12 protein-coding genes are annotated in these 19,462 nt (G+C 73.6%); 5 read left to right on the top strand and 7 right to left on the bottom strand.

Translation table 11 applies throughout. The features are described 5' to 3' along the window. Positions 1-181: 181 nt before the first annotated feature. Positions 182-1,159 (bottom strand): polyphosphate kinase 2, encoded by a 978-nt coding sequence (ppk2, locus tag ACFY60_RS26395; RefSeq protein WP_388613629.1) that lies wholly within the window; start codon positions 1,157-1,159, stop codon positions 182-184. A 417-nt stretch (positions 1,160-1,576) separates the two neighbouring features. Here ppk2 and ACFY60_RS26390 point away from each other — a divergent pair, with 417 nt between their 5' ends. Then, positions 1,577-2,680, top strand: a complete 1,104-nt coding sequence (locus ACFY60_RS26390; RefSeq protein WP_388613626.1) for a M20 family metallopeptidase — start codon at positions 1,577-1,579, stop codon at positions 2,678-2,680. Positions 2,681-2,885: 205 nt separating this feature from the next. Here the strand turns inward: ACFY60_RS26390 and ACFY60_RS26385 are convergent, their stop codons facing one another. After that, positions 2,886-4,577, bottom strand: coding sequence for an alkaline phosphatase D family protein (locus tag ACFY60_RS26385; protein ID WP_388613623.1), 1,692 nt, complete (start codon positions 4,575-4,577; stop codon positions 2,886-2,888). 176 nt (positions 4,578-4,753) lie between these two features. On the opposite strand from ACFY60_RS26385, the gene ACFY60_RS26380 reads away from it, so the two are divergent. Then, positions 4,754-6,715: an acyl-CoA dehydrogenase gene (locus tag ACFY60_RS26380; RefSeq protein ID WP_388613620.1), complete on the top strand. Its 1,962-nt coding sequence runs from the start codon at positions 4,754-4,756 to the stop codon at positions 6,713-6,715. Between the two features lie 98 nt (positions 6,716-6,813). Here ACFY60_RS26380 and ACFY60_RS26375 read toward each other — a convergent pair whose 3' ends face one another. After that, positions 6,814-7,086 (bottom strand): hypothetical protein, encoded by a 273-nt coding sequence (locus ACFY60_RS26375; protein ID WP_388613617.1) that lies wholly within the window; start codon positions 7,084-7,086, stop codon positions 6,814-6,816. Positions 7,087-7,422: 336 nt separating this feature from the next. Between ACFY60_RS26375 and ACFY60_RS26370 the strand changes: the two genes are divergently transcribed. After that, a complete protein-coding gene (locus ACFY60_RS26370) occupies positions 7,423-8,274 on the top strand; it encodes a D-alanyl-D-alanine carboxypeptidase family protein (protein WP_388614144.1) in 852 nt (283 codons plus the stop codon). Between the two features lie 159 nt (positions 8,275-8,433). Here ACFY60_RS26370 and ACFY60_RS26365 read toward each other — a convergent pair whose 3' ends face one another. After that, positions 8,434-9,300, bottom strand: a complete 867-nt coding sequence (locus ACFY60_RS26365) for a methyltransferase domain-containing protein (RefSeq protein WP_388613616.1) — start codon at positions 9,298-9,300, stop codon at positions 8,434-8,436. A gap of 338 nt (positions 9,301-9,638) precedes the next feature. Here ACFY60_RS26365 and ACFY60_RS26360 point away from each other — a divergent pair, with 338 nt between their 5' ends. Beyond that, positions 9,639-10,400 (top strand): class I SAM-dependent methyltransferase, encoded by a 762-nt coding sequence (locus ACFY60_RS26360; protein WP_388613613.1) that lies wholly within the window; start codon positions 9,639-9,641, stop codon positions 10,398-10,400. Between the two features lie 68 nt (positions 10,401-10,468). Here the strand turns inward: ACFY60_RS26360 and ACFY60_RS26355 are convergent, their stop codons facing one another. Both ACFY60_RS26355 and ACFY60_RS26350 read right to left on the bottom strand, forming a co-directional pair. After that, a complete protein-coding gene (locus ACFY60_RS26355) occupies positions 10,469-13,237 on the bottom strand; it encodes a molybdopterin-dependent oxidoreductase (protein ID WP_388613610.1) in 2,769 nt (922 codons plus the stop codon). 1 nt (position 13,238) lies between these two features. After that, positions 13,239-14,039 carry an FAD binding domain-containing protein gene (locus ACFY60_RS26350; protein WP_388613608.1) on the bottom strand — a complete coding sequence of 267 codons (801 nt, stop codon included), beginning with the start codon at positions 14,037-14,039 and terminating at the stop codon, positions 13,239-13,241. A 536-nt stretch (positions 14,040-14,575) separates the two neighbouring features. Between ACFY60_RS26350 and ACFY60_RS26345 the strand changes: the two genes are divergently transcribed. Next, positions 14,576-17,719 carry an amidohydrolase family protein gene (locus ACFY60_RS26345; protein WP_388613605.1) on the top strand — a complete coding sequence of 1,048 codons (3,144 nt, stop codon included), beginning with the start codon at positions 14,576-14,578 and terminating at the stop codon, positions 17,717-17,719. 99 nt (positions 17,720-17,818) lie between these two features. Here ACFY60_RS26345 and ACFY60_RS26340 read toward each other — a convergent pair whose 3' ends face one another. Next, positions 17,819-19,366 carry a class I adenylate-forming enzyme family protein gene (locus ACFY60_RS26340; protein WP_388613603.1) on the bottom strand — a complete coding sequence of 516 codons (1,548 nt, stop codon included), beginning with the start codon at positions 19,364-19,366 and terminating at the stop codon, positions 17,819-17,821. Positions 19,367-19,462 lie beyond the last annotated feature (96 nt).

Genomic DNA, 19,462 nt, shown 5'->3' with positions numbered 1-19,462 from the left:
CCCGGCCGGTGCTCGCTCGGCGGCTCGTCGCCGGGCGACCACCGGCCGATGTCCGCGCGCCCAAACTCCCCGCGCGGGGCGGCGCGCGGGGTGCGCCGAGCCGGACACCGGCAGCCTGCGACAGCTCCGCAGCGGCGGAGGGGCGCACCCCGGGGTCGGGCCGGGCCGGCCGCGCACCGGGTCAGGTCGCGGGGTCGTGGGGGTGGAGGCCGGGGCCGAGGGGCTGGCCGGCCAGCGGGGTGGGGGAGAGGTCGGTGGGTTCCTCGCCGGCCTCCAGAAGTGTGTCGGCGGCGCCGACGATGAGATCGTCGGGCCGTCCCACCGCCTCCTCGTCCTTGCGGTCGTAGTCGATGCGCCACAGCAGGCTGCGCATGGCTTCGAGGCGGGCGCGGCGTTTGTCGTTGCTCTTGACCACGGTCCACGGCGCGTGCTCGGTGTCGGTCGCGCGGAACATCTCGACCTTCGCGGTGGTGTAGGCGTCCCACAGGTCCAGGGAGGCGAGGTCGGTGGGGGAGAGCTTCCACTGCCGGACCGGATCGACCTGCCGTATCGCGAAGCGGGTGCGCTGTTCGGCACGGGACACCGAGAACCAGAACTTGACCAGCAGGACCCCGTCCTCCACGAGCATGGCCTCGAAGGTGGGGCACTGCCGCAGGAACAGCTCGTACTGCTCGGGCGTGCAGAACCCCATGACCTTCTCGACGCCGGCGCGGTTGTACCAGGACCGGTCGAAGAAGACGATCTCACCCGCGGCCGGCAGGTGGGCGACGTACCGCTGGAAATACCACTGCCCCGCCTCCCGCTCGGTCGGCTTGTCCAGGGCCACGATCCTGGCCCCGCGGGGATTGAGCCGTTCCGTGAACCGCTGGATCGTGCCGCCCTTGCCCGCCGCGTCACGCCCTTCGCAGATCACCACCAGCCGGGCTCCGGTCTCCTTGACCCAGCGCTGCAGCTTCAGCAGCTCGATCTGCAGGATCCGCTTGCTCCGCTCGTACTCCGCCCGACGGATCTTGTGATCGTACGGGTAGTTCTCCTGCCAGGTACGGATCGGGGCGCCGGAGGAGTCCAGCAGCACGGGCTGCTCCGGCCGGCGGTTGTCCACGCTGAGCCCCGTCAGCAGGTCCTCGGCTTCCGCGCGCGGCGACTTCTGCTCGTTCACGCCCGGCACCTACCCGCCTCGAACCTTTGTATGGCTGCGGCACGCCCCGGAAAGGGGCGAACGGCCGGGAGCAGGAGCCTCACCCTCCGTATGGGGTCGGTCTCCTCGCAGACGGTGGCCGGGCCGGAAGATCGCCCTCGGAGGCGCCCGTCGCCGGATCAGCCGGCCGGACGCCGGCGCGGACGGTCCTTCGGGTCGCCCCCGCACCGCTCAGGCGGCGCACCGCGCCCGGGCCCTCCCCGTGACCCGGACCGCCCGCGTGCGCGCGGACAGGACCTCCGTGACCCGGACGGCCCGTATGCGCGCGGACAGGACCCTGCCCCGCTCACCTCGCGGAACCCGCCCGGGCCGGTCATGAGCGCCTGTCAGTAGGCTCGTCCGTCCCGTCGTCCCGTTCCCCGAGCCCGAAGGTCGGACATGCACCAGAGCACTGACATCAGCACCGAGGCGATGCTCGCCGATCTCCGGCGGCTCGTCGAGGTCGAATCGCCCTCCCGCGACCTGGCGGCCCTGGAGGAGTCGGCCGAGGCGGTCGCCGAGATCCTGGAGAAGCGGCTGGGCGGGAAGGCGGCCCTGCTCCCGGGCGAGGCGGGCACCCATGTCCGCTGGTCCGGCGGCGGAACCCCCCGGGTCCTCGTCCTCGGCCACCACGACACCGTGTTCCCCAAGGGGACCCTCGCCGAGCGCCCGTTCCGGGTCGCCGACGGGCACGCGACGGGGCCCGGTGTCTTCGACATGCTGGGCGGGCTGGTGCAGGCGGTGCACGGGCTGGCCGCGCTGGACGACCTGTCGGGGGTGGAGATCCTCGTGACCGCCGACGAGGAAGTGGGCTCGGGAACCTCACGCGCGCTGATCGAGGACCTGGCGCGGGAGTGCGGCGCCGTGCTGGTGTGCGAGGGCTCCGCGGAGGGAGGCGGACTGAAGACCGGCCGCAAGGGCTGCGGCAGCTTCCGGTTGGACATCGAGGGCCGCGCGGCGCACGCGGGCCTGGAGCCCGCCGCCGGCGTGAACGCTCTGGTCGAGGCGGCCCACCAGGTGCTGGCGATCGCCGCGCTGAGCCGGCCCGAGGTGGGTACGACGGTGACCCCGACCGTGGCCACCGCGGGGACCACGGACAACGTGGTGCCGGCCGAGGCGACGGTACTGATCGACGTGCGCGTCGAGTCGGCCGCGGAGAAGGACCGGGTCGAAGCGGCGTTCGCCGCCTTGACCCCGCACCTTCCCGGCGCTCGCCTCGACGTACGGGGCGGGGTGAGCCGCCCGCCCATGCCGGAGTCCGCGGCCGCCGAGCTGTTCGCCCTGGCCCGGCGGTTGGAGCCGGGCATCGAGGGGTGGTCGGTCGGCGGCGGCAGCGACGGCAACTTCACCGCCGCACTGGGCGTGCCGACCCTCGACGGCCTGGGCGCGGTCGGCGGCGGCGCCCACGCCGACCACGAATACCTCGTGGTGGACGCGATGGCCGGGCGGGCCCGCCTCGTGGGCGGCCTGGTGACCGCGATCCGCGACGCCCGTCAGGACTGAGCAGCCGCCCGCGCCCACCGACGGTGCCCGGCGGTCCGCCCTGACCGCGGATCCCGGGGGCGGGCACCGAAGCCCGCGATCGCGCAGGGCGTCCCCCCGCCGCCACCATGGCGGCCGGCCGGCGGCCTTGTTCCCGCCGTCACGGAGGCGCGCACCGGGTCGGCGCACGGACCCGCCCGCGCCCCGGTGCGTGCGCCGCCGCACGTCACGTCTCCTCCGTCAGTCCCCGTTCCAGGACCTCCACGAGGTGGGCTCCCGCGCGGTCCGTGTCGCGCCGGCCCCGTCCGGCGTCCGTGACGGCTTTCTCCAGCCGCAGGCGTGCCGTACGGCCGCGCAGGGTCAGGGTCATCAGCTGGTTGCCGAACCACGGGCCGCCGCCGCGCTCCCACCGCACCGCGGGGCGGGCGACGCGGCCGTGGCGGGCCAGCAGGTGGCCGGCGGCCTTGGCGAAGCGGCTCCAGCCGAAGCGGAAGCCGATCCGCATCGCCCGGGGCACCGAGTTGTGCAGCGGTGAGCAGGTGAACTGGAAGACGCGGGAGCGCGGCTGTCGCCCCGCGGGCCAGAGGGCCTCGGCCACGTACGCGTGGTGGACGTCGCCCGACAGCACGCACACGGTCGCCGGGGCGCCGTCCCGCCGGCCCACCTCGGCGAGGGTGTCCGTCAGCCGGTGGAAGGAGGCGGTGAAGGCCGCCCAGTGCTCCAGGTCCGCGCGCCGGCGCAGCCACTCCCCGAACCTCGCCCAGCGCGGCCCGCGCTCGCCCCGGCACAGGGCCGCGTGCCAGGCCTCCGCGAAGTGCACCATCGGCGGCAGCAGCCACGGCAGCGAGGTGCCCACGAGGAGGTGGTCGACGCCCCCGGGCCCGTCGAGGGCCTGCGCGCGCAACCAGTCGGCCTCCCCGGCGTCCAGCATCGCCCGGTGCTGCTCCTCCAGGACCCGCGCGGCCCGCGTGTCGACCATCAGCAGCCGGGTGCGGCCGAAGTCCCTGCGGTAGCTCCAGCGCACCGACGCCGGGTCGGCCTCGGCCCGCTCGGCGAAGGCGCGCAGCACCTCCGTGCCGTCGTCGGCGGCGAGGACCGCCGCGTACAGCTCGTCCTCGGCGAGCTCGGCCGGGGAGAGGTTCCCGAGGTGCTGGTAGACCCAGTAGGACATCAGGCCGCCGATGATCCGCTCGTGCCACCAGGACGTGGCCCGCATCTCGGCGACCCAGGCCGCGCTGGTGTTCCAGTCGTCGATGACGTCGTGGTCGTCGAAGATCATGCAGGTGGGCACTGTCGACAGCAGCCAGCGCAGTTCGGGGTCGCCCCAGGACTCGTCGTAGAGGTGTGTGTACTCCTCGTAGTCGGCGACCTGGTCGGGCGGGGCGCCGGTGCCGGTGCCGTTCTCCCGGCGGTGCCGGGCGATCCACGCGCGGGTGCCGGCGGACGTCTCGTCGGCGTACACCTGATCGCCGAGGAGGAGCAGGACGTCCGGGCGGCCGTCGCCCGTGCCGGCGGCGAGGCGGGCGGCGAGCGTGTCGAGGACATCGGGACCGACCGGGTCCGCGCCCTCGGCCGGCGCGGCCCACCGGCAGGAACCGAAGGCGACCACCGCGCCCGCCGCGGGGACGCGCGGCGTGCGCAGGGTGCTGGGCGGCAGGGGTGAGTCCGGCGAAGGCCAGACCCGCTCGCCGTCCAGGACCACCTCGTACTCCGCGGCCGAGCCCGGGGTCAGGCCGGTGACGACGACCAGCGCGTAGTGATGACCGGCGACGAGGAACGTACGGGCCGTGCCCTCCCCGCCGCCCTCGCACCGCACCCCGACCGTGCACGCCCGGTCGGTCTCCACCCACACCGTCGCACTCGTCCCCGTCTCCCAGTCGACGTACCGCACCAGCGGCCCCAGCCTCAGACCGGCCATCGCGCGTCCCCTTCCGCCACCGTACGGACGTCCCTGCGCCCCCCACGGCCCTGCGGTCGGGTAGGGCCCTCACTTGGCAACGGTACTGAAAAGGCGCCGCCGACAGGGCCTGCCCACCGCTCCTGCCCATGATCGGGCCCGGTATGGCCCGGGCGCCGAGGGGTATCGGAGGCCCCATGGCACTTCACGACGCTTCCGCCGCCGCGAGCGGCTACGTACGGCCCGAGATCGACGTCCCGGCCCTGGCGCGGCTGCTCGACGGCTCGTACGCCGGGGTCCGCGACCTCGTCCGGACCAATCTGGCGGCCCACTCCTCCGTGCTGGAGGACGCCGAGCGGCTCGACAGGGACGCGTACCGCGAACGGGTGCGGGACATCGCGGTCGAGATGGCCGCGACAGGGCAGACCGGGATGGGCTTCCCCGCGGCGTACGGCGGCGGGGACGACATCGGCGCCTCGGTCGCCGCCTTCGAGACCCTCGCCTTCGGCGACCTGTCGGTGCTGGTGAAGGTGGGGGTCCAGTTCGGCCTGTTCGGCGGCGCGATCCTGCAGCTGGGCACCGCCCGCCACCACGACGCCCACCTGGCGGACCTGGTCGCCGGCCGGCTGATGGGCTGCTTCGCGATGACCGAGTCCGGGCACGGCTCCAATGTGCAGGCGCTCGGGACGGTCGCCCGCTACGACGCCGCCACCGGCGAGTTCGTCGTCACCACCGAGGGCGACGCGGCCCGCAAGGACTACATCGGCAACGCCGCCCGTCACGCCGAGCTCGCGGTGGTCTTCGCCCAGCTGGAGGTCGGCGGCGAAGCCCGCGGCGTGCACGCCCTGCTCGTACCGCTGCGCTCCGGCGGCCGGGTCGTGGAGGGCGTCGAGATCGAGGACGACGGCCTCAAGATGGGCCTCAACGGCGTCGACAACGGCCGCATCCGCTTCCGCGGCGTCCGTGTCCCGCGCGAGGCGCTCCTCAACCGCTTCGCCGACGTCACCCCCGACGGAACCTACGTCAGCTCCATCGACAACCCCGACCGCCGCTTCTTCACCATGCTCGGCACGCTCGTCCAGGGCCGCGTCTGCGTCGGCGGCGCCGGGGTGAACATCGCCAAGGTCGCGCTCACCCTCGCCGTCAAGTACGCGGTGCGCAGGCGTCAGTTCGAGGCGTCACCGGGCGCGGGGGAGCAGGTGCTGCTGGACTACGGGCTGCACCAGCGCCGACTGCTGCCGCTGCTCGCCCGCACGTACGCGCTCCACTTCGCGCAGGACACCCTGCGCGGGCAGCTCCACGACGTCTTCTCCGGCCACGACGACCCTCCGCAGGCGCGCCGGCGCCTGGAGTCGCGCGCCGCCGGCATGAAGGCGCTCGGCACCTGGCACGCCACCCGCACGGTGCAGGAGTGCCGGGAGGCGTGCGGCGGTGCGGGCTACCTGGCGGTGAACCGCTTCGCCGCACTGAAGGCCGACAGCGACGTCTTCACCACCTTCGAGGGCGACAACCACGTCCTTCTCCAGCTCGTCGCGAAGGGTCTGCTCACCGACCACGCCGGTGAGTTCGAGGACTTGGACCAGCTCGGCCTGGTCCGTTACGTCGCCGGCCTCGCGGTCGAGACCGTCATCGAGAAGACCTCCGCGCACAAGCTCCTGGAACGGGTCCGCGACCTGCTGCCCGGGGGCGACCGGTGGGACCAGGAGGCCGGGCTGTTCGACTCGGAGTACCACCTGGCCATGCTGCGCTACCGCGAGGAGCACATGCTCGCCGGCCTGGCCCGCCGTCTGAAGGCCGGCGTCGACCGGGGGCGCGACCCCGGCGCGGTGTTCTCGGCGGCGCAGGACCACGTGATCGCACTGGCCCACGCGCACGTCGAGCGGCTGGTGCTGGAATCGTTCACCGAGGCGTCGAAGGCCCACCCCGCCGGCGGCAACAAGGTCGCGTTGGGCCTGCTGTGCGACCTGTACGCCCTGTCGACGATCGAGGCCGACCGCGCCTGGTTCATGGAGCACGGCCGTCTGACCGTGCAGCGGTCCAAGGCGATCAGCCGCGAGGTGAACGACCTGTGCCGCAAGATCCGCCCGCTCGCCGTCGACCTGGTGGACGCCTGGGGCGTCCCGCCGCAGGTGCTGCGGGCTCCCGACCTGCTGGGGTGAGGGGCCTGCCCGCGACAACGGCCGCCCCGGCCGGCGGCCGTCCCCTCCGCGAACGCGGGGGCGGTCACCGACCGGGGCGGCCGTGGGCCGGGCCGAGGTCAGGCGGACGAGACGACGACGCCGAGGATCATGCCGCCGACCAGGCCCACCGCGGCCACGACGAGCGCGGGAACGGCGAGCCGCTCGTGCCGCACGGTCTTGGCGACGATCGCCAGCACGACGCCGACCACGCCGAAGACGATCGGCACGAACAGCAGGGCGATCACGCCGAGGACCATGGCGACGATGCTGAGCACATTGCCGGTCGCGGCGCGCTCCGGTGTGCCATGGGGCCGGTGTCCGGTGGGCTGGTTGCCGTACTGCGTCGTCATGAGCCTCTCCTTCGCGGACGGTCGTCCTCCGGCCGGTCCGGGCGGATCGGCCTTCGAAGCCCGGTTGCCCCCAATTCGCCTGCGCACACGCCGACTTGACCGGAGGGAAGAGGGCGGGCGTCCCCGCGGCCCCGCCGCGCGGGTCATCCGGGACACGCGGCGCGGTCCGCTCCCGCCCGGGAAGTGACCGGTACGACACACATCCCGTACATCCATCGGGGCCGTTCGCGCATCTTCTGTACGCGAGGTCTCTACGGTCCTCGCCGCCAACGACACTCCTACCAAGGGCAGAACACCTTGATATCTACGCCACTGCGCGTGCGCCGGGCCGTGACGATCGTGGTCACCACCTCCGCCGTGCTCGCCGGAGGCTCCATCGCGAGCCAGGCGCAGGCCGCGACGCCCCCCGCCCCGTCGATCACCGCCCCCGGCGGGTTCGTCATGAACAACGGGACGGGCGCGGTGCTGTTCGGCAAGGCCGCGGACACCCGCCGGCCGACCGGCTCCACCACCAAGATCATGACGGCGAAGGTGGTGCTGGCCCAGCGGGGCCTGAACCTCGACGCGAAGGTCACGATCGACAAGGCGTACAGCGACTACATCGTCGCGAAGAACGCCTCCTCGGCCCGGCTCATCGTCGGGGACAAGGTCACGGTCCGGCAGCTGCTCTACGGCCTGATGCTCCCGTCGGGCTGCGACGCGGCCTACGCGCTGGCCGACAAGTTCGGCACCGGCACGACCCGCGCTGCCCGGGTGAAGTCGTTCATCGGGAAGATGAACGACGAGGCCCGGCGGCTGGGGCTGCGGAACACGCACTTCGACTCCTTCGACGGCATCAGCAACGGGGCGAACTACTCGACCCCGCGCGACCTGACGAAGCTCGCGAGCAGCGTGATGCAGAACAGCACGTTCCGCACCATCGTCAAGACCAAGTCCACCACCCAGAAGGTGACGACCAGGACCGGTGGCTACCGGAACATGGCCTGGACCAACACGAACAAGCTGCTGAGCACCTACAGCGGCGCGATCGGCGTGAAGACCGGCTCGGGCCAGCAGGCCAAGTACTGCCTCGTCTTCGCGGCCACCCGCAACAACAAGACCGTCATCGGCACGGTCCTCGCCGCACCGAGCGAGACGAACCGCGCGGCCGACGTCAAGAAGCTGCTGGACTACGGCTTCGCGAGGTGAACGACGGCGCCGCTCCCTGACACGGGGAGCTGACCGCCGGGGCCGCGGCTGCCGAGAGGCGCCGCGGCCCCTTGCGTCCCGCACGGGCCCCGCCCGGCACGGGTCACCGGACGTACGGAAGCCCACCCCTGGGCCGCCTGGGCGCAGGTCCGTCTGCCGTCACGCACCCGGAGCCGCGGGGGCCGGCCCGGCGCCGGCCTCCTGCGCCGGCCGCACGGCCGTGACGAGGTAGTAGTCAAGAATCCGTTGCCGGTAGGCGCGCAGAAAATTCCGCGGCCAGGTCCCGGGCTCCCACCACCGACCGAGCCAGCGGTCCCACCCCGGCCACACGTGCGCCCCGATCGACTCGCCCCGCACGCTGGTGAACCCGGCCCGCGTGAACGCGTCGGCGAGCGCCTTCACCGGCCGTGCGATGTCCAGACCGCTGGCGTACGTGTCGAGCAGCCGCGCGAGTTCCTCCGCCCGGCCGGGCGCCTCGTCCACGGTGAAGAAGCTGGCGACGGCCACCCGGCCGCCCGGTCGCAGCACCCTCCAGGTCTCCGCCGCGAAGGCACCGAGATCCGGGAAGTGCTGAGCCGCCTCCACGCTGATCACCGCGTCGAACGCGCCGTCCTCCAGGGGCATGCTCTCCGCGGCCCCCTGGACGAACCGCAGCCGGGCGGGCTCCTGCCGGAGCAGGTCGGCATGCGCCGCGCGCGCCCGCCGCAGCTGCTCCGGATGAACGTCCATGCCGGTGACCGTGCCGGTGCCGTACTCCCGCAAGGTGACCACGGCCCCCATGCCCAGCCCGCACCCCACCTCCAGGACGTCCGCTCCCCGCGGTGGGCCGGCGGAGTCCAGGACATGACGGTAGAGATCCACCTGGCTGCGGATCCGCTCCGCCTCACCGAGCGGCCCGCCCAGGTCCACCGCCCGCCAGTACCCGAAGTTGATGAATCCGCCGGCAAAGATCTGATGACTGCCCAGATCGCCCGGGCCGTACGTCTCCCGTACCACCGGCCGCATGGCCTGACCACCGTCCGACACTCCGCACCTCCCGAAGGCGCCCCGAGGCGTCATCGTACGCGGCTCCTCCGCTCCCGAGCCGTCGGATCGAGCCACTCGACCCGACCGGGGCAACGCCCCCGCACAGCCTGCGACGGCCACGCCGCGTCGCCAGGGTCGAAACGGCACATTTCCCTCATCGGCAGGTAGCCTCTCGCCAGAAGGGCGCCGCCGACGAGCTCATCCGGGCGCTGTCCCTTCGACGAGGAGAAAGGACGTGCTGCCGGCCTGTGAAGGAGAAGCCCATGGCGGTAGGGATCCGTCCCGAAGCCGCACACGCGCACCCGCCCGGCTCCCCCCGTCGTGAGCGGGGTGCGTGAGTGGAGCGAGACAGGACAGCCCGCACCGGAACGGCCGACGACGCCTACCGGGAAGCCTTCGCCCAATTCCTCGCCGGTACGGACGAGAAGACCAACGCCCACGCCTACCTGCGCGCCGTGGTGGACACGATGCCCACCCGCCGGGTCTTCCTCGACGTCGGTGCCGCCGACGGCACGACGACGCGGCACCTGGCCCCCTACTTCGAGCGCACCGTGTGCATCGAACCGAGCGCGCCGATGCGGCGCGTGCTGGCACGCACGTGCCCGCAGGCCGAGGTGGTGGCACAACCCGTCGCCGACGCCCGCGTGGAGACACCGGCCGACCTCGCGCTGGTCTCCCATGTGCTCTACTACATCCCCCGTGAGCAGTGGACGGCGACGATCACACGCATCCTGGACTGGGTGGCGCCCGGAGGCGTCGTCCTCGTGTGGCTGCAGGACCCCGACAACGCGTGCATGCGCATGGTGCGTCACCTCACCGGATGCCGCTTCGACGTACGCGACCTCGCCGGCGAGCTGGCCGCCCTCCCGCCCGGCCTCGTGGAGCGCACCCGGCTGGACACCGTCCCCGCCAGCTACCACGGTCGAAATCTGGAGGAAACGATCTCCGTCGCGGGCTTCCACCTCAGCCTCCCCGGCGCCCCGCCCCCCTCCCGCGAGGAGGTCGAAACCTACGTGCGTCAGCACTTCGACAACGGCGACGGCACCTACACGATCCACCACGACCAGCACGTGCTGCGCATCGACCGCCCGGTGCCGTAGGCGCCGGCGGCGCGCGGGCCGCGTCGCGCCCGGCGCGGTCCCCGGGAACGCCGGTGGTGTGCGGGCCGTCAGCCGCCGGCCGGTCCCTCCGACGCGGGGGAGGAGCGGACCTCCGCGGCCTGTTCCCCGGGTGAGGCCGGGACGTGCGCGTGCCATCGCTCCCAGATGACGTCGGGGCGCAGGGGCAGGGTCGTGAAGCGGACGCCGGTGGCGTCGCGCAGGGCGTTGGCCACGGCGGGGGCGACGGGGTTGAACGCGGCCTCACTGCCGGGCTTGGCGCCGTGCGGCCGATCGGAGCCCGGGACGGGGACGAAGCGGACCTCGGTGGGAGGTACGTCGGCGGCGTGCGGGACCGGGTAGGTGCGGAGTTCCGCCGTGGTGACGCGGCCGTGGTGATCGGTGCGCACCTCTTCCATCAGTGTGGTGCCGATGCCCTGGGCGACGGCTCCCTCGATCTGGCTCCGCAGTTGGCGCCGGTCCAGGACGGTGCCCGCGTCGCCGGCGTGGACGGAATCCAGGAGGGCGACCAGACCGGTGGCCGGGTCGACCGCGAGACGGATCCACTGCGCGTTCGCCGCCAGACCGGGAGTCCCGGTGGTGGCGTCCCGGGACGCGGTGGCGGTGAGTGGCCGTCCGGTCTCGCGGGCGGTTCGGTACAGGACGGTCAAGGACAGGGGGCGGCCGGCGCAGTCGACGGCCTCCGGCCCGAGTCCGCAGCCGTCCGGGGTGGTGCCGGTGTGGGCTGCCGCGGCTTCCAGGACGGCCGTGCGCAGGGCCAGGCAGGCGTCGTGGACGGCGCGGGCGGCCAGAGTGGAGCCGGTGGAGACGAAGCCTCCGGTGTCGTGGGAGAGCAGATCGGTGTCGCCCTGGCGGAGATGGACGCGGTCGACGGTGGTGGCCAGCACCGTGGCGGCGATGCGCCGGTGGACGGGGCCGGCCTGGTTGCCGAACTCCGGGGCACCGCTGAGCAGCTCGTAGGTGCCGTCGGCGCGCAGGGCGGCGGTGGCCCGGGCGACGTGGCCGTCGGAGGGCAGGGTGTGGGTGACGGTGACGGCCATGCCCTCACCCACCACCCAGGCAGGTCCGGGCAGCGCGGGCGGGGTCGCCGAGCGTCGTGCGCGGGCCGCTTCGATGAGATCCAGACAGCCGCTGATGCCGTGGTCGGCGACGGGTGGCGTGCCGTCGGCGGTCACCGCCGGTGCGGACTGTCCGGGACGCAGGTAGGCCCGGCGGCGCAGGGCCAGGGGGTCGAGGCCGCTTCTGCGGGCGATCTCGTCGAGGGCGGATTCGACGGCGAAGGCGATCTGGCCGATGCCGTAACCGCGGAAGGCGCCCGCCGGCACGTTGTGCGTGTAGAGCGCCCAGCCGTCGACCGTGACATTGGGGCAGTCGTAGAGGCTCAGGGCCTCGGTGCAGGCTCTGCGCAGGACGGCGGTGCCGTGGTTGCCGTACGCGCCGGTGTCGCACAGGACGCGCAGGCGCAGGGCGGTGAGCGTGCCGTCGCGGCGGGCTCCGACGCTCACCCGGACCTGGAAGGGATGGCGGGTGGTGGCGGTGAACTCCTCGGCGCGGGTGTACTCGATCTTGACGGGGCGCCCGGTACGCAGCGCCGCGAGCACGGCGATGTCCTCGGTGAGCGCCTCCTGCTTTCCGCCGAACGCGCCGCCCAGCCGTGAGGCCGTGACCCGCACGCGGCGCGGTGGCAGACCGAACACCCGGCACAGATGCCGGCGGGTCAGGTGCGGTGCCTGGGTGGTGGTGTGCACGCGCAGCCCTCCGTCCTCGTCCTGCCACACGAGGGTCGCGTGGGTCTCCAGCGCGGCGTGCTGCACCCGGTGGGTGCGGTACGTCTCCTCATGGACGTGGTCGGCTTCGGCCAGTCCGGCCTCGACGTCCCCGACGGCGGTGTGCACCTCCTCGACGATGTTCCCGCCGGGATGGACACGAGGCGCGCCGGGCGACAGAGCGTGCTCCGGGTCACCGACGGCGGGCACGAGCCGGTAGGTGACGCGGACACGGCGGCAGCCCTCTTCGGCGGCGGCTTCGCTGTCGGCCACCACCGCCGCGACGCGCTGGCCCACGTGACGTACGACGTCGTCCAGGACGCGGGTGTCGGCCGGATCCTCCTCGGCGTGCTCGTGCAGAGCGGTCGAGAAGCGGATGCCGGGCGCGTCACGGTGGGTCAGGACGGCGTGGACCCCCGGCACGGCCAGGGCATCGGCGGTGTCGATGCCGGTGACGAGCGCGTGCCGGTGCGGGGAACGCACCAGCTTGACGTGCAGCAGCCCCTCGGGTTCCGGGTGGTCGAGGGTGAAGCGGGCCCTGCCCGTGACGACACCCGCGGCTTCCGGAGCGACAGGGACGTCCTCCGCAGTGGCGGCCCGCGCGTCATCGGCGCGGCCTTCGTGGAAGGCCTGGACGGCTTGGGTGATCGGCCGATAGCCGGTGCAGCGGCACACATTGCCTTTGAGGGCCTCGGGAAGATCGGCACCCCGCGCCCGGTCCAGGGCGGCGGCGGTCATGACGAACCCGGGGGTGCAGAAACCGCACTGGAAGGCGCCGGCCGTGGCGAACGCCCGCTGTACGGGGTGCAGCGAACCGTCCCGTGACAGGCCCTCCACCGTCACCACCTCGCGCCCGGAAGCACGCAGGGCCGGGTAGAGGCAGCTGTGCACCGGCGTGCCGTCCACGTGCACGGTGCACGCGCCGCAGTCACCGGTGTCGCAGCCCTTCTTCACCCCGAAGCAGCCGCGCTCCCGCAGATACGTGCGCAGGCACTGCCCGGGCGCGGGCGGTTCGCTGACGAGCCGGCCGTCGAGTACGAGCGAGAAGGCCATGTCAGTCCTCCACCATCAGGGCGCGCCGCGCTTCCTCGGCCAGGTGAGCGAGAAGATGCCGGCGCCAGGCGGGGGACCCGTGGGCGTCCTCCACGATCATCCGAGGGCCGACGGCCCGCTCGATCGCCGTACGCAGCCCTGCCGACGTCGGCAGCCGGTCGAAGGGCAGGCGCACCGGGCGCGCCGTGGCCGCGGTCAGCGTGAACGCGCAACGCCCGGAGCCGGCAGCGGACGTGGCGATCACCAGGGCGGCCGAATGCCCACCGGGCCGCAGGCTCACCCGGCGCATGACGGTGCGCCGCGCCAGGCCCTCGGCGGGAAGCCACAGGCAGCGCAGCATTTCCCCCGGCTCCAGACGCGTCCTGCCGGCTCCGGTGACGAACTCGTCGACCGGTAGCCGCCGTTCGCGCCCGTCGGCCGCGCGCAGCACACAGACGCCGCCCAGGGCGACCGCCATCGACACCATCGGCGCGGCCGGCAGCGCCAGACACACATTGCCGCCCACCGTGGCGCTGTTCCACACTTTGAACGACGAGGAGAACGCCCGGCAACAGCCCGCCATCAGCGCACGCGCACCGGGCCAGGGCCCGTCCGGTCCTTCGGCGAAGGCCAGCAGCTCGGCCACCGTGCACGTCGCCGCGATCTCCAGACCGCCCGCACCGGCCACCAGCGGTCGCCAACCCATCCGCTCGAGATCCCACAGACGGGAGATCCCGGGCCGGGGAGCGGAGAACAGCCAGGTGCCGCCGGCCAGCCACGCGTCCCCCGCCTCCCACCGCACACCACCGCGCGCGTCGCACACGGCCCGGACCGTCACAAGATCCATACCCGCCGCCTCCGCCGACCGTCGAACCGGGCAGCCGCCCGCACCCCGCGACTGTGCCAACTCCCGGCCCACCCCTCGCGTCACGCCCCGTCCGGGTGAAGGCCGGCCCCACCGGGGCGTGCCCGGACCCATCCCGCGCTGCGTCCGCGGCCGTACGCCGGGCCCTGCACCTCGATCTCGAGACGAACACCCTCCGATGACCGCACACGGGCCTGGTTCCGCGCCCTCACGCGCCCCCCGCTGTCCACCCGAGCGCCCCCGGAAGCCCATGCTGCTCGGCTCCGCGGCGTGAAAACATGGACAAAAGCGACGAGCGGTGAGCCGTACGGGACCGTCGACGACACACGGTGCAACGTGACCCGGCACCTTCCGCGCGGCCGACGCGCCGCTCCCCGTACCCGGGGCCGTACCCACCGGGCCCGCCCCCGGGACCGGGACGCGTACGCCGTCTCGTACGAGAGCGCGGCGCTCGGCACCGGGACCGTCGCACGAGACCGACCCCGGAAGGCGCCATGTTCGACTTCGGCCACGTCAACCGCCGTGGATTCCTGCGGACCTCCGCTGCCGGTCTGGCGGTGTCGACGGTCCCCGAAACGGCCGCCGCCGGCGCTTCGGACAAGGGGCGGGTTCTGCGCTACCGCGAGATCACCGGCGGATCGGTCACCGCTTCCGCCGACGGCCACCTGCTCATCGCCGAAGCGCAGGGAGTCCTGTGGCGCGTACCCCGTGAGCGCGGACCCGCGGCGCCGCTGACCGACTGGGACCTGGAGGCCACCCGCCCGGCCCTGTCCTCCACCGGCGGGGCCGTGGCCTTGTGCGGCTACCGCGGCGGCTCCTTCCACCTGTGGACGATGCGGGCCGACGGCACCGGGCTGCGGCAGCTCACCGACGGCCCCTGGGACGACCGCGACGTCGCCTGGTCACCCGACGGCACCCGCCTGGCCTTCTCCTCCGAACGCGACGGCGACCCGGTGTCCGGAGGTTCCTTCGGCCTGTGCGTCCTCGACGTGGACGACGCCCGGCCGAGGCGGCTGACCGGCGGTGCCTTCGAGGACTACGACCCGGCCTGGTGGCCGGACGGACGTTCGCTGGTGTGCGTCCGCGCGGCCCACACACCGGGCGGCGGAACCGACGGCGGCTCGGCCCTGGTCCGGGTGCCCGTCACCGGCGGCCCGGCGCGTGTCCTGCGCACGGTCACGTCCGGCCGGGTGCTGTGCCCCTCGGTGTCCCCCTCGGGCCGCGTCGCCTACCTGCACCTGACCGGTACCGGCGACTCCCCCTCCCTCCCGGCCGCCCGCGCGGCCCTGATGGTGGACGGCCGGACCGTGGCGGCCGACGAGGACCTGGCGGCGGCACCGCCGTGCTGGCTGGGTGACGACCGCCTGCTGTACGTGGGCGACGGACGCATCCGCGTCCGTACCCTGACCGGGACGCCGTCCGTCCAGGAGATCGCCTTCGACGCGCGGATGCCCGTGCCGGCACCCGGCCGCCGGCCGAAACCGCGCGATCTCACGCCGGCCCGGCCCGTCCCGGTGCGCGGCATCCAGCGGCCCGCGCTCTCCCCCGACGGGCGCGAGGTGGCGTTCGCGGCTCTCAACGCCCTGTGGCTGCTGCCCGTCGGCGGCACTCCCCGCAAACTCCTCCAGGCCTCGCCGGTCCACCACGTGCAGATGCCCGCCTGGGCCGGAGACGGACGCAGCCTGCTCTACTGCACCGACCGGGACGGACTGACGGCCGTACGCCGGCTGCACCTGGACAGCGGACACGACGAACCCGTCACCGGCGCCGGACGGCTGCATCCGGCGCTGTCCCCGGACGGCTCCCTCCTGGCCTGCCAGGACATCGCCGGCAACCTGCTGCTGCACGACCCCGCCACCGGCGCCGAGCGCGTCCTCGCCCGCCCCCTCGCCACGGACGGGCCACCCGGCGCGCCCACCTGGTCACCCGACGGCCGGTACATCGCCTTCTGCGACCGCAACCGGCTCAATCAGCGCTTCCGCGAGGGCTACCACCTCATCCGGGTCGTCGACACGCGCACCGGCACCGACCGGCGCCACCTGCCCGCCGCGCACCAGTCGCTGTCCGACCGGGCCGCCGCCGGACCCGTCTGGTCGCCCGACGGCCGTCACCTGGCGCTGGTCGCCGAATCGGCCCTGTGGCTGCTGCCCGTCCGTCCCGACGGCACCCCCACCGGGCCCGCCCGCCGCCTCACCGACGAGCCCGCCGATCATCCCAGCTGGGCCCGCGACTCCCGACTCCTTCTCTACCTCTCCAACGGACGCCTGCGTCTGCTGGACCTCGACAGCGCGCGACAGCGGGGCCGCACCCGCACGCTGCCGGTACCGCTGACCGTGCGACGCCGGCCACCCGGGCCGGAACCGCTGCGCGTCCACGCCGGCCAACTCTGGGACGCCACCGGAGCCCCGCCCCGCCACGACGTCGACATCCTGATCGAGAACGGCCGCATCACCGCTGTCGACCCCCACCGGGCCCGCCGCCCCGGCCACCGCACCATCGACGCCTCCGACCGGACCGTCATCCCCGGTCTGATCGACAGCCACACCCACCCCTACAGCGCCACCTACGGCGCCCGTCACCACCTCACCGCCCTCGCCTACGGCATCACCACCACCGCCTGCCTCGGCGCGCCCCTGTACGAGGCCGTCGGGCTGCGCGAATCGCTCGCCTCGGGCCACAGCACCGGCCCCCGCCTGCTGGCCTGCGCGGAGCTGATCGACGGCGCCCGCACCGCCTACAGCAAGGGCCGCGCCCACCGCACCAGGGCGGGCCTCGAGCGCACCCTGGAACGCGCCACCGCCCTGAACGTCGACTTCGTCAAGACCTACGTACGGGCCCCGGGCGACTTCATGGCACGGGCCGCCGACGCCGCACACCGCCTCGGCGTGCCGTGCGGCAGCCATCTGTGCAGTCCCGGACGTGCCGCCGGCCAGGACCTGACCACCCATCTTCAGGCCACCCAGCGCCTTCCGTACGGGCACGCCACCACCCCGCTGGGAGACATCCGACAGGACGTCGTCCAGCAGTACGCCGACGGCACCTTCGCCCTGATCGTCACCCCGTTCACCGCACAGGCCCTTCTCGCCGCCGACCCCGGCCTGGCCGACGACGTACGCGTACGCAGCCTGATGCCGCCCTGGGACGCCGCCTCCGTCCGCGAACGCGCCGGCACCCCGCCCACCGCCGCGCAGCTCCGGGCACTGTCCGTCGAAATGGACAACTACCGTCTGCTCGCGGCCGGCGGCGCCACGCTCGCCCTGGGCACCGACGCCCCCCTGGTCCCGCCCGGGCTCTCCCTGCACCTCGCCCTGCGCGCGCTGCACGCCCACGGCTTCACCCCCGCCCAGGCCCTCCGCACCGCCACCGCCGTCCCCGCCCGGGTGTTCGGACTCCACGGCGAACTCGGCACCGCCGAACCCGGCAAGGTCGCCGACCTCACCGTCGTCGACGGCGATCCCTTCAGCGACTTCACCACCCTCGTCGACATCCCCCTGGTCCTGCGCGACGGCGTCCCCCACCATCAGGCCGACCTCACCCGCGTCCACACGTCGCCGCCCCCGGCCGCCGGCCCCGACACCACATGGCTCGACGTGGCCCGGAGTTTCCAGCGAGGTTCCTGCTGCCGCCCCGGCCCCTGACCGCCGGACAGCGACCCGGCAGTGGGGGACCGTCGGTGGCGCGGCGGTCCAGGCCGGACCCAGGGGGCCCAGCTCGTGCGACAACGGTGCGCGGTGAGGTCAGGTGAGCTGGTCCCGCAGCTTGTTCTTGTCCGGTTTGCCCATGGCGGTGCGGGGGATGTCCGCGACGAAGTGGACGGTGCCGGGTGCGTACTGGCGGGTGAGGTGGGTGGTGATGTGGGTGCGGATTTCTTCGGGGGTGATCCGGTGGCCCGCGGCGGGTACGACGGCGGCGTGGACGTGTTCGGCCGCGTCCTGGTCGGCGACGCCGAAGACGGCGCAATGCGCCACGGCCGGATGGGTCAGCAGCACCGCTTCGACCTCGCTGGGATAGATGCCGCCGCCAAGGGTCTTGATGAGGTCGTTGGAGCGGCCGACGAGGAAGAGGTAGCCGTCGTCGTCGAGGTATCCGACGTCTCCGGTGCGGATCCAGCCGTCCCGCATGATGGCGGCCGTGAGTTCCGGTTGTTTCCAGTAGCCGCGCATCATCCCGGGGGAGCGGGCGTAGATCTCGCCCTGGTGGCCGGCGGGAAGTGGCGAACCGTGGGCGTCACGGATGACGAGTTCGACTTCGGGCATGGGGCGGCCGACGGTGATCTGGCCGTGGCGGCCGGTCAGGAGGTGCTCCTCGGGCCGGACCTCGGTGAGGCCGAGGGTTTCGCTCTGTCCGTACCAGCTGTGCAGCACAGGCCCGAAGACCTCCGCGGCGCGCCGGAGCCGGGCGGCTGACGCGGGACTCCCGCCGTAGGTGACGCGCTGGACGCTGGAGACGTCGGTGGCGGGCAAGGACGGGTGGTCGAGCATCTGGTGCAGCAGGGGCGGGAGCAGCCACAGGTGGGTGACGCTGTCGCGTTCGACCGCCGCCAGGGCCGCGCCGGCGTCGAAATCCTGCTGCAGAACGACGCTGCCGCCCTGGAGCAGCGTCAGATCGGCGCACAGGCCGGCGACGTGCGACAGCGGGGTGTTGACGAGGAAGCGCGGCGGATCACCCGCGTCGACGTGCAGACTGTTCAGGCAGCGCTTGTACTGGCCGTGGGTGACCTGGAGGGCTTTGGGGACCCCGGTGGTGCCGCTGGTGTGACGGATGCACCAGTCGGCATCGGGGTCGGTCTGTCCGCCGGGAGCGTCCCCGGCGTGCTCGGCGACCGAGGCGACGAGATCGTCGCAGCCGGCGGCCGGGCCGAGCGACGCCACCTCCGGGACGCCGACCAGGGACAGGAGGGGGCCCAGGTCGGCCTGCCGGCTCGCGTCGACGAGCAGCAAGGACGTGTCGACGTCGGCGACGATGTGCGCGAGGGCCCTGGGCGGCATGACGTCGTACAGGTAGACGAGGCGCGCACCGGTCAGGGGTACCGCGTAGCGCGCGGCCAGGGCGAGAGGCGTGTTGCCGGTGAGCAGGGACACCGTCCGGCCCGGTCCGATCCCGCGGCTTCGCAGAGCCCGGGCGAGACGGTGAACGAGGGCGGACAGTTCGCCCGCGGACACGGGCCGGTGGTCGGCGGTGAGAACGGCAGGCCGGTCGGGATGCCGCGCCAGGACCTTCAGGAGGTCCTCGGCGTAGCCGGTGAAGCCGTGCTCGGTCCCCGTTGTCCGCTGCTTCTGTGACATGTCTGCTCCGGCGGGTCGGTGTGCGTCGCGCGCGGCCCGCGGATCGGCGGGCCGCGCACGAGGACAACGACCCGGACCCCGCGACCGGTGCGGCCG

It is taken from the genome of Streptomyces sp. NPDC012827, from assembly GCF_042900905.1.
GTDB classification, from domain to species: Bacteria; Actinomycetota; Actinomycetes; order Streptomycetales; family Streptomycetaceae; genus Streptomyces; species Streptomyces gulbargensis.
This window is presented reverse-complemented; position numbering and strand designations above follow the sequence as displayed.

Excerpts from the sequence above, each read along its gene's own strand:
- ACFY60_RS26385 (WP_388613623.1), bottom strand. The coding sequence starts at position 4,577 with ATGGCCGGTCTGAGGCTGGGGCCGCTGGTGCGGTACGTCGACTGGGAG.
- ACFY60_RS26340 (WP_388613603.1), bottom strand. The coding sequence starts at position 19,366 with ATGTCACAGAAGCAGCGGACAACGGGGACCGAGCACGGCTTCACCGGC.
- ACFY60_RS26355 (WP_388613610.1), bottom strand. The coding sequence starts at position 13,237 with ATGGCCTTCTCGCTCGTACTCGACGGCCGGCTCGTCAGCGAACCGCCC.
- ACFY60_RS26390 (WP_388613626.1), top strand. The coding sequence starts at position 1,577 with ATGCACCAGAGCACTGACATCAGCACCGAGGCGATGCTCGCCGATCTC.
- ACFY60_RS26380 (WP_388613620.1), top strand. The coding sequence starts at position 4,754 with ATGGCACTTCACGACGCTTCCGCCGCCGCGAGCGGCTACGTACGGCCC.
- ACFY60_RS26345 (WP_388613605.1), top strand. The coding sequence starts at position 14,576 with ATGTTCGACTTCGGCCACGTCAACCGCCGTGGATTCCTGCGGACCTCC.
- ACFY60_RS26375 (WP_388613617.1), bottom strand. The coding sequence starts at position 7,086 with ATGACGACGCAGTACGGCAACCAGCCCACCGGACACCGGCCCCATGGC.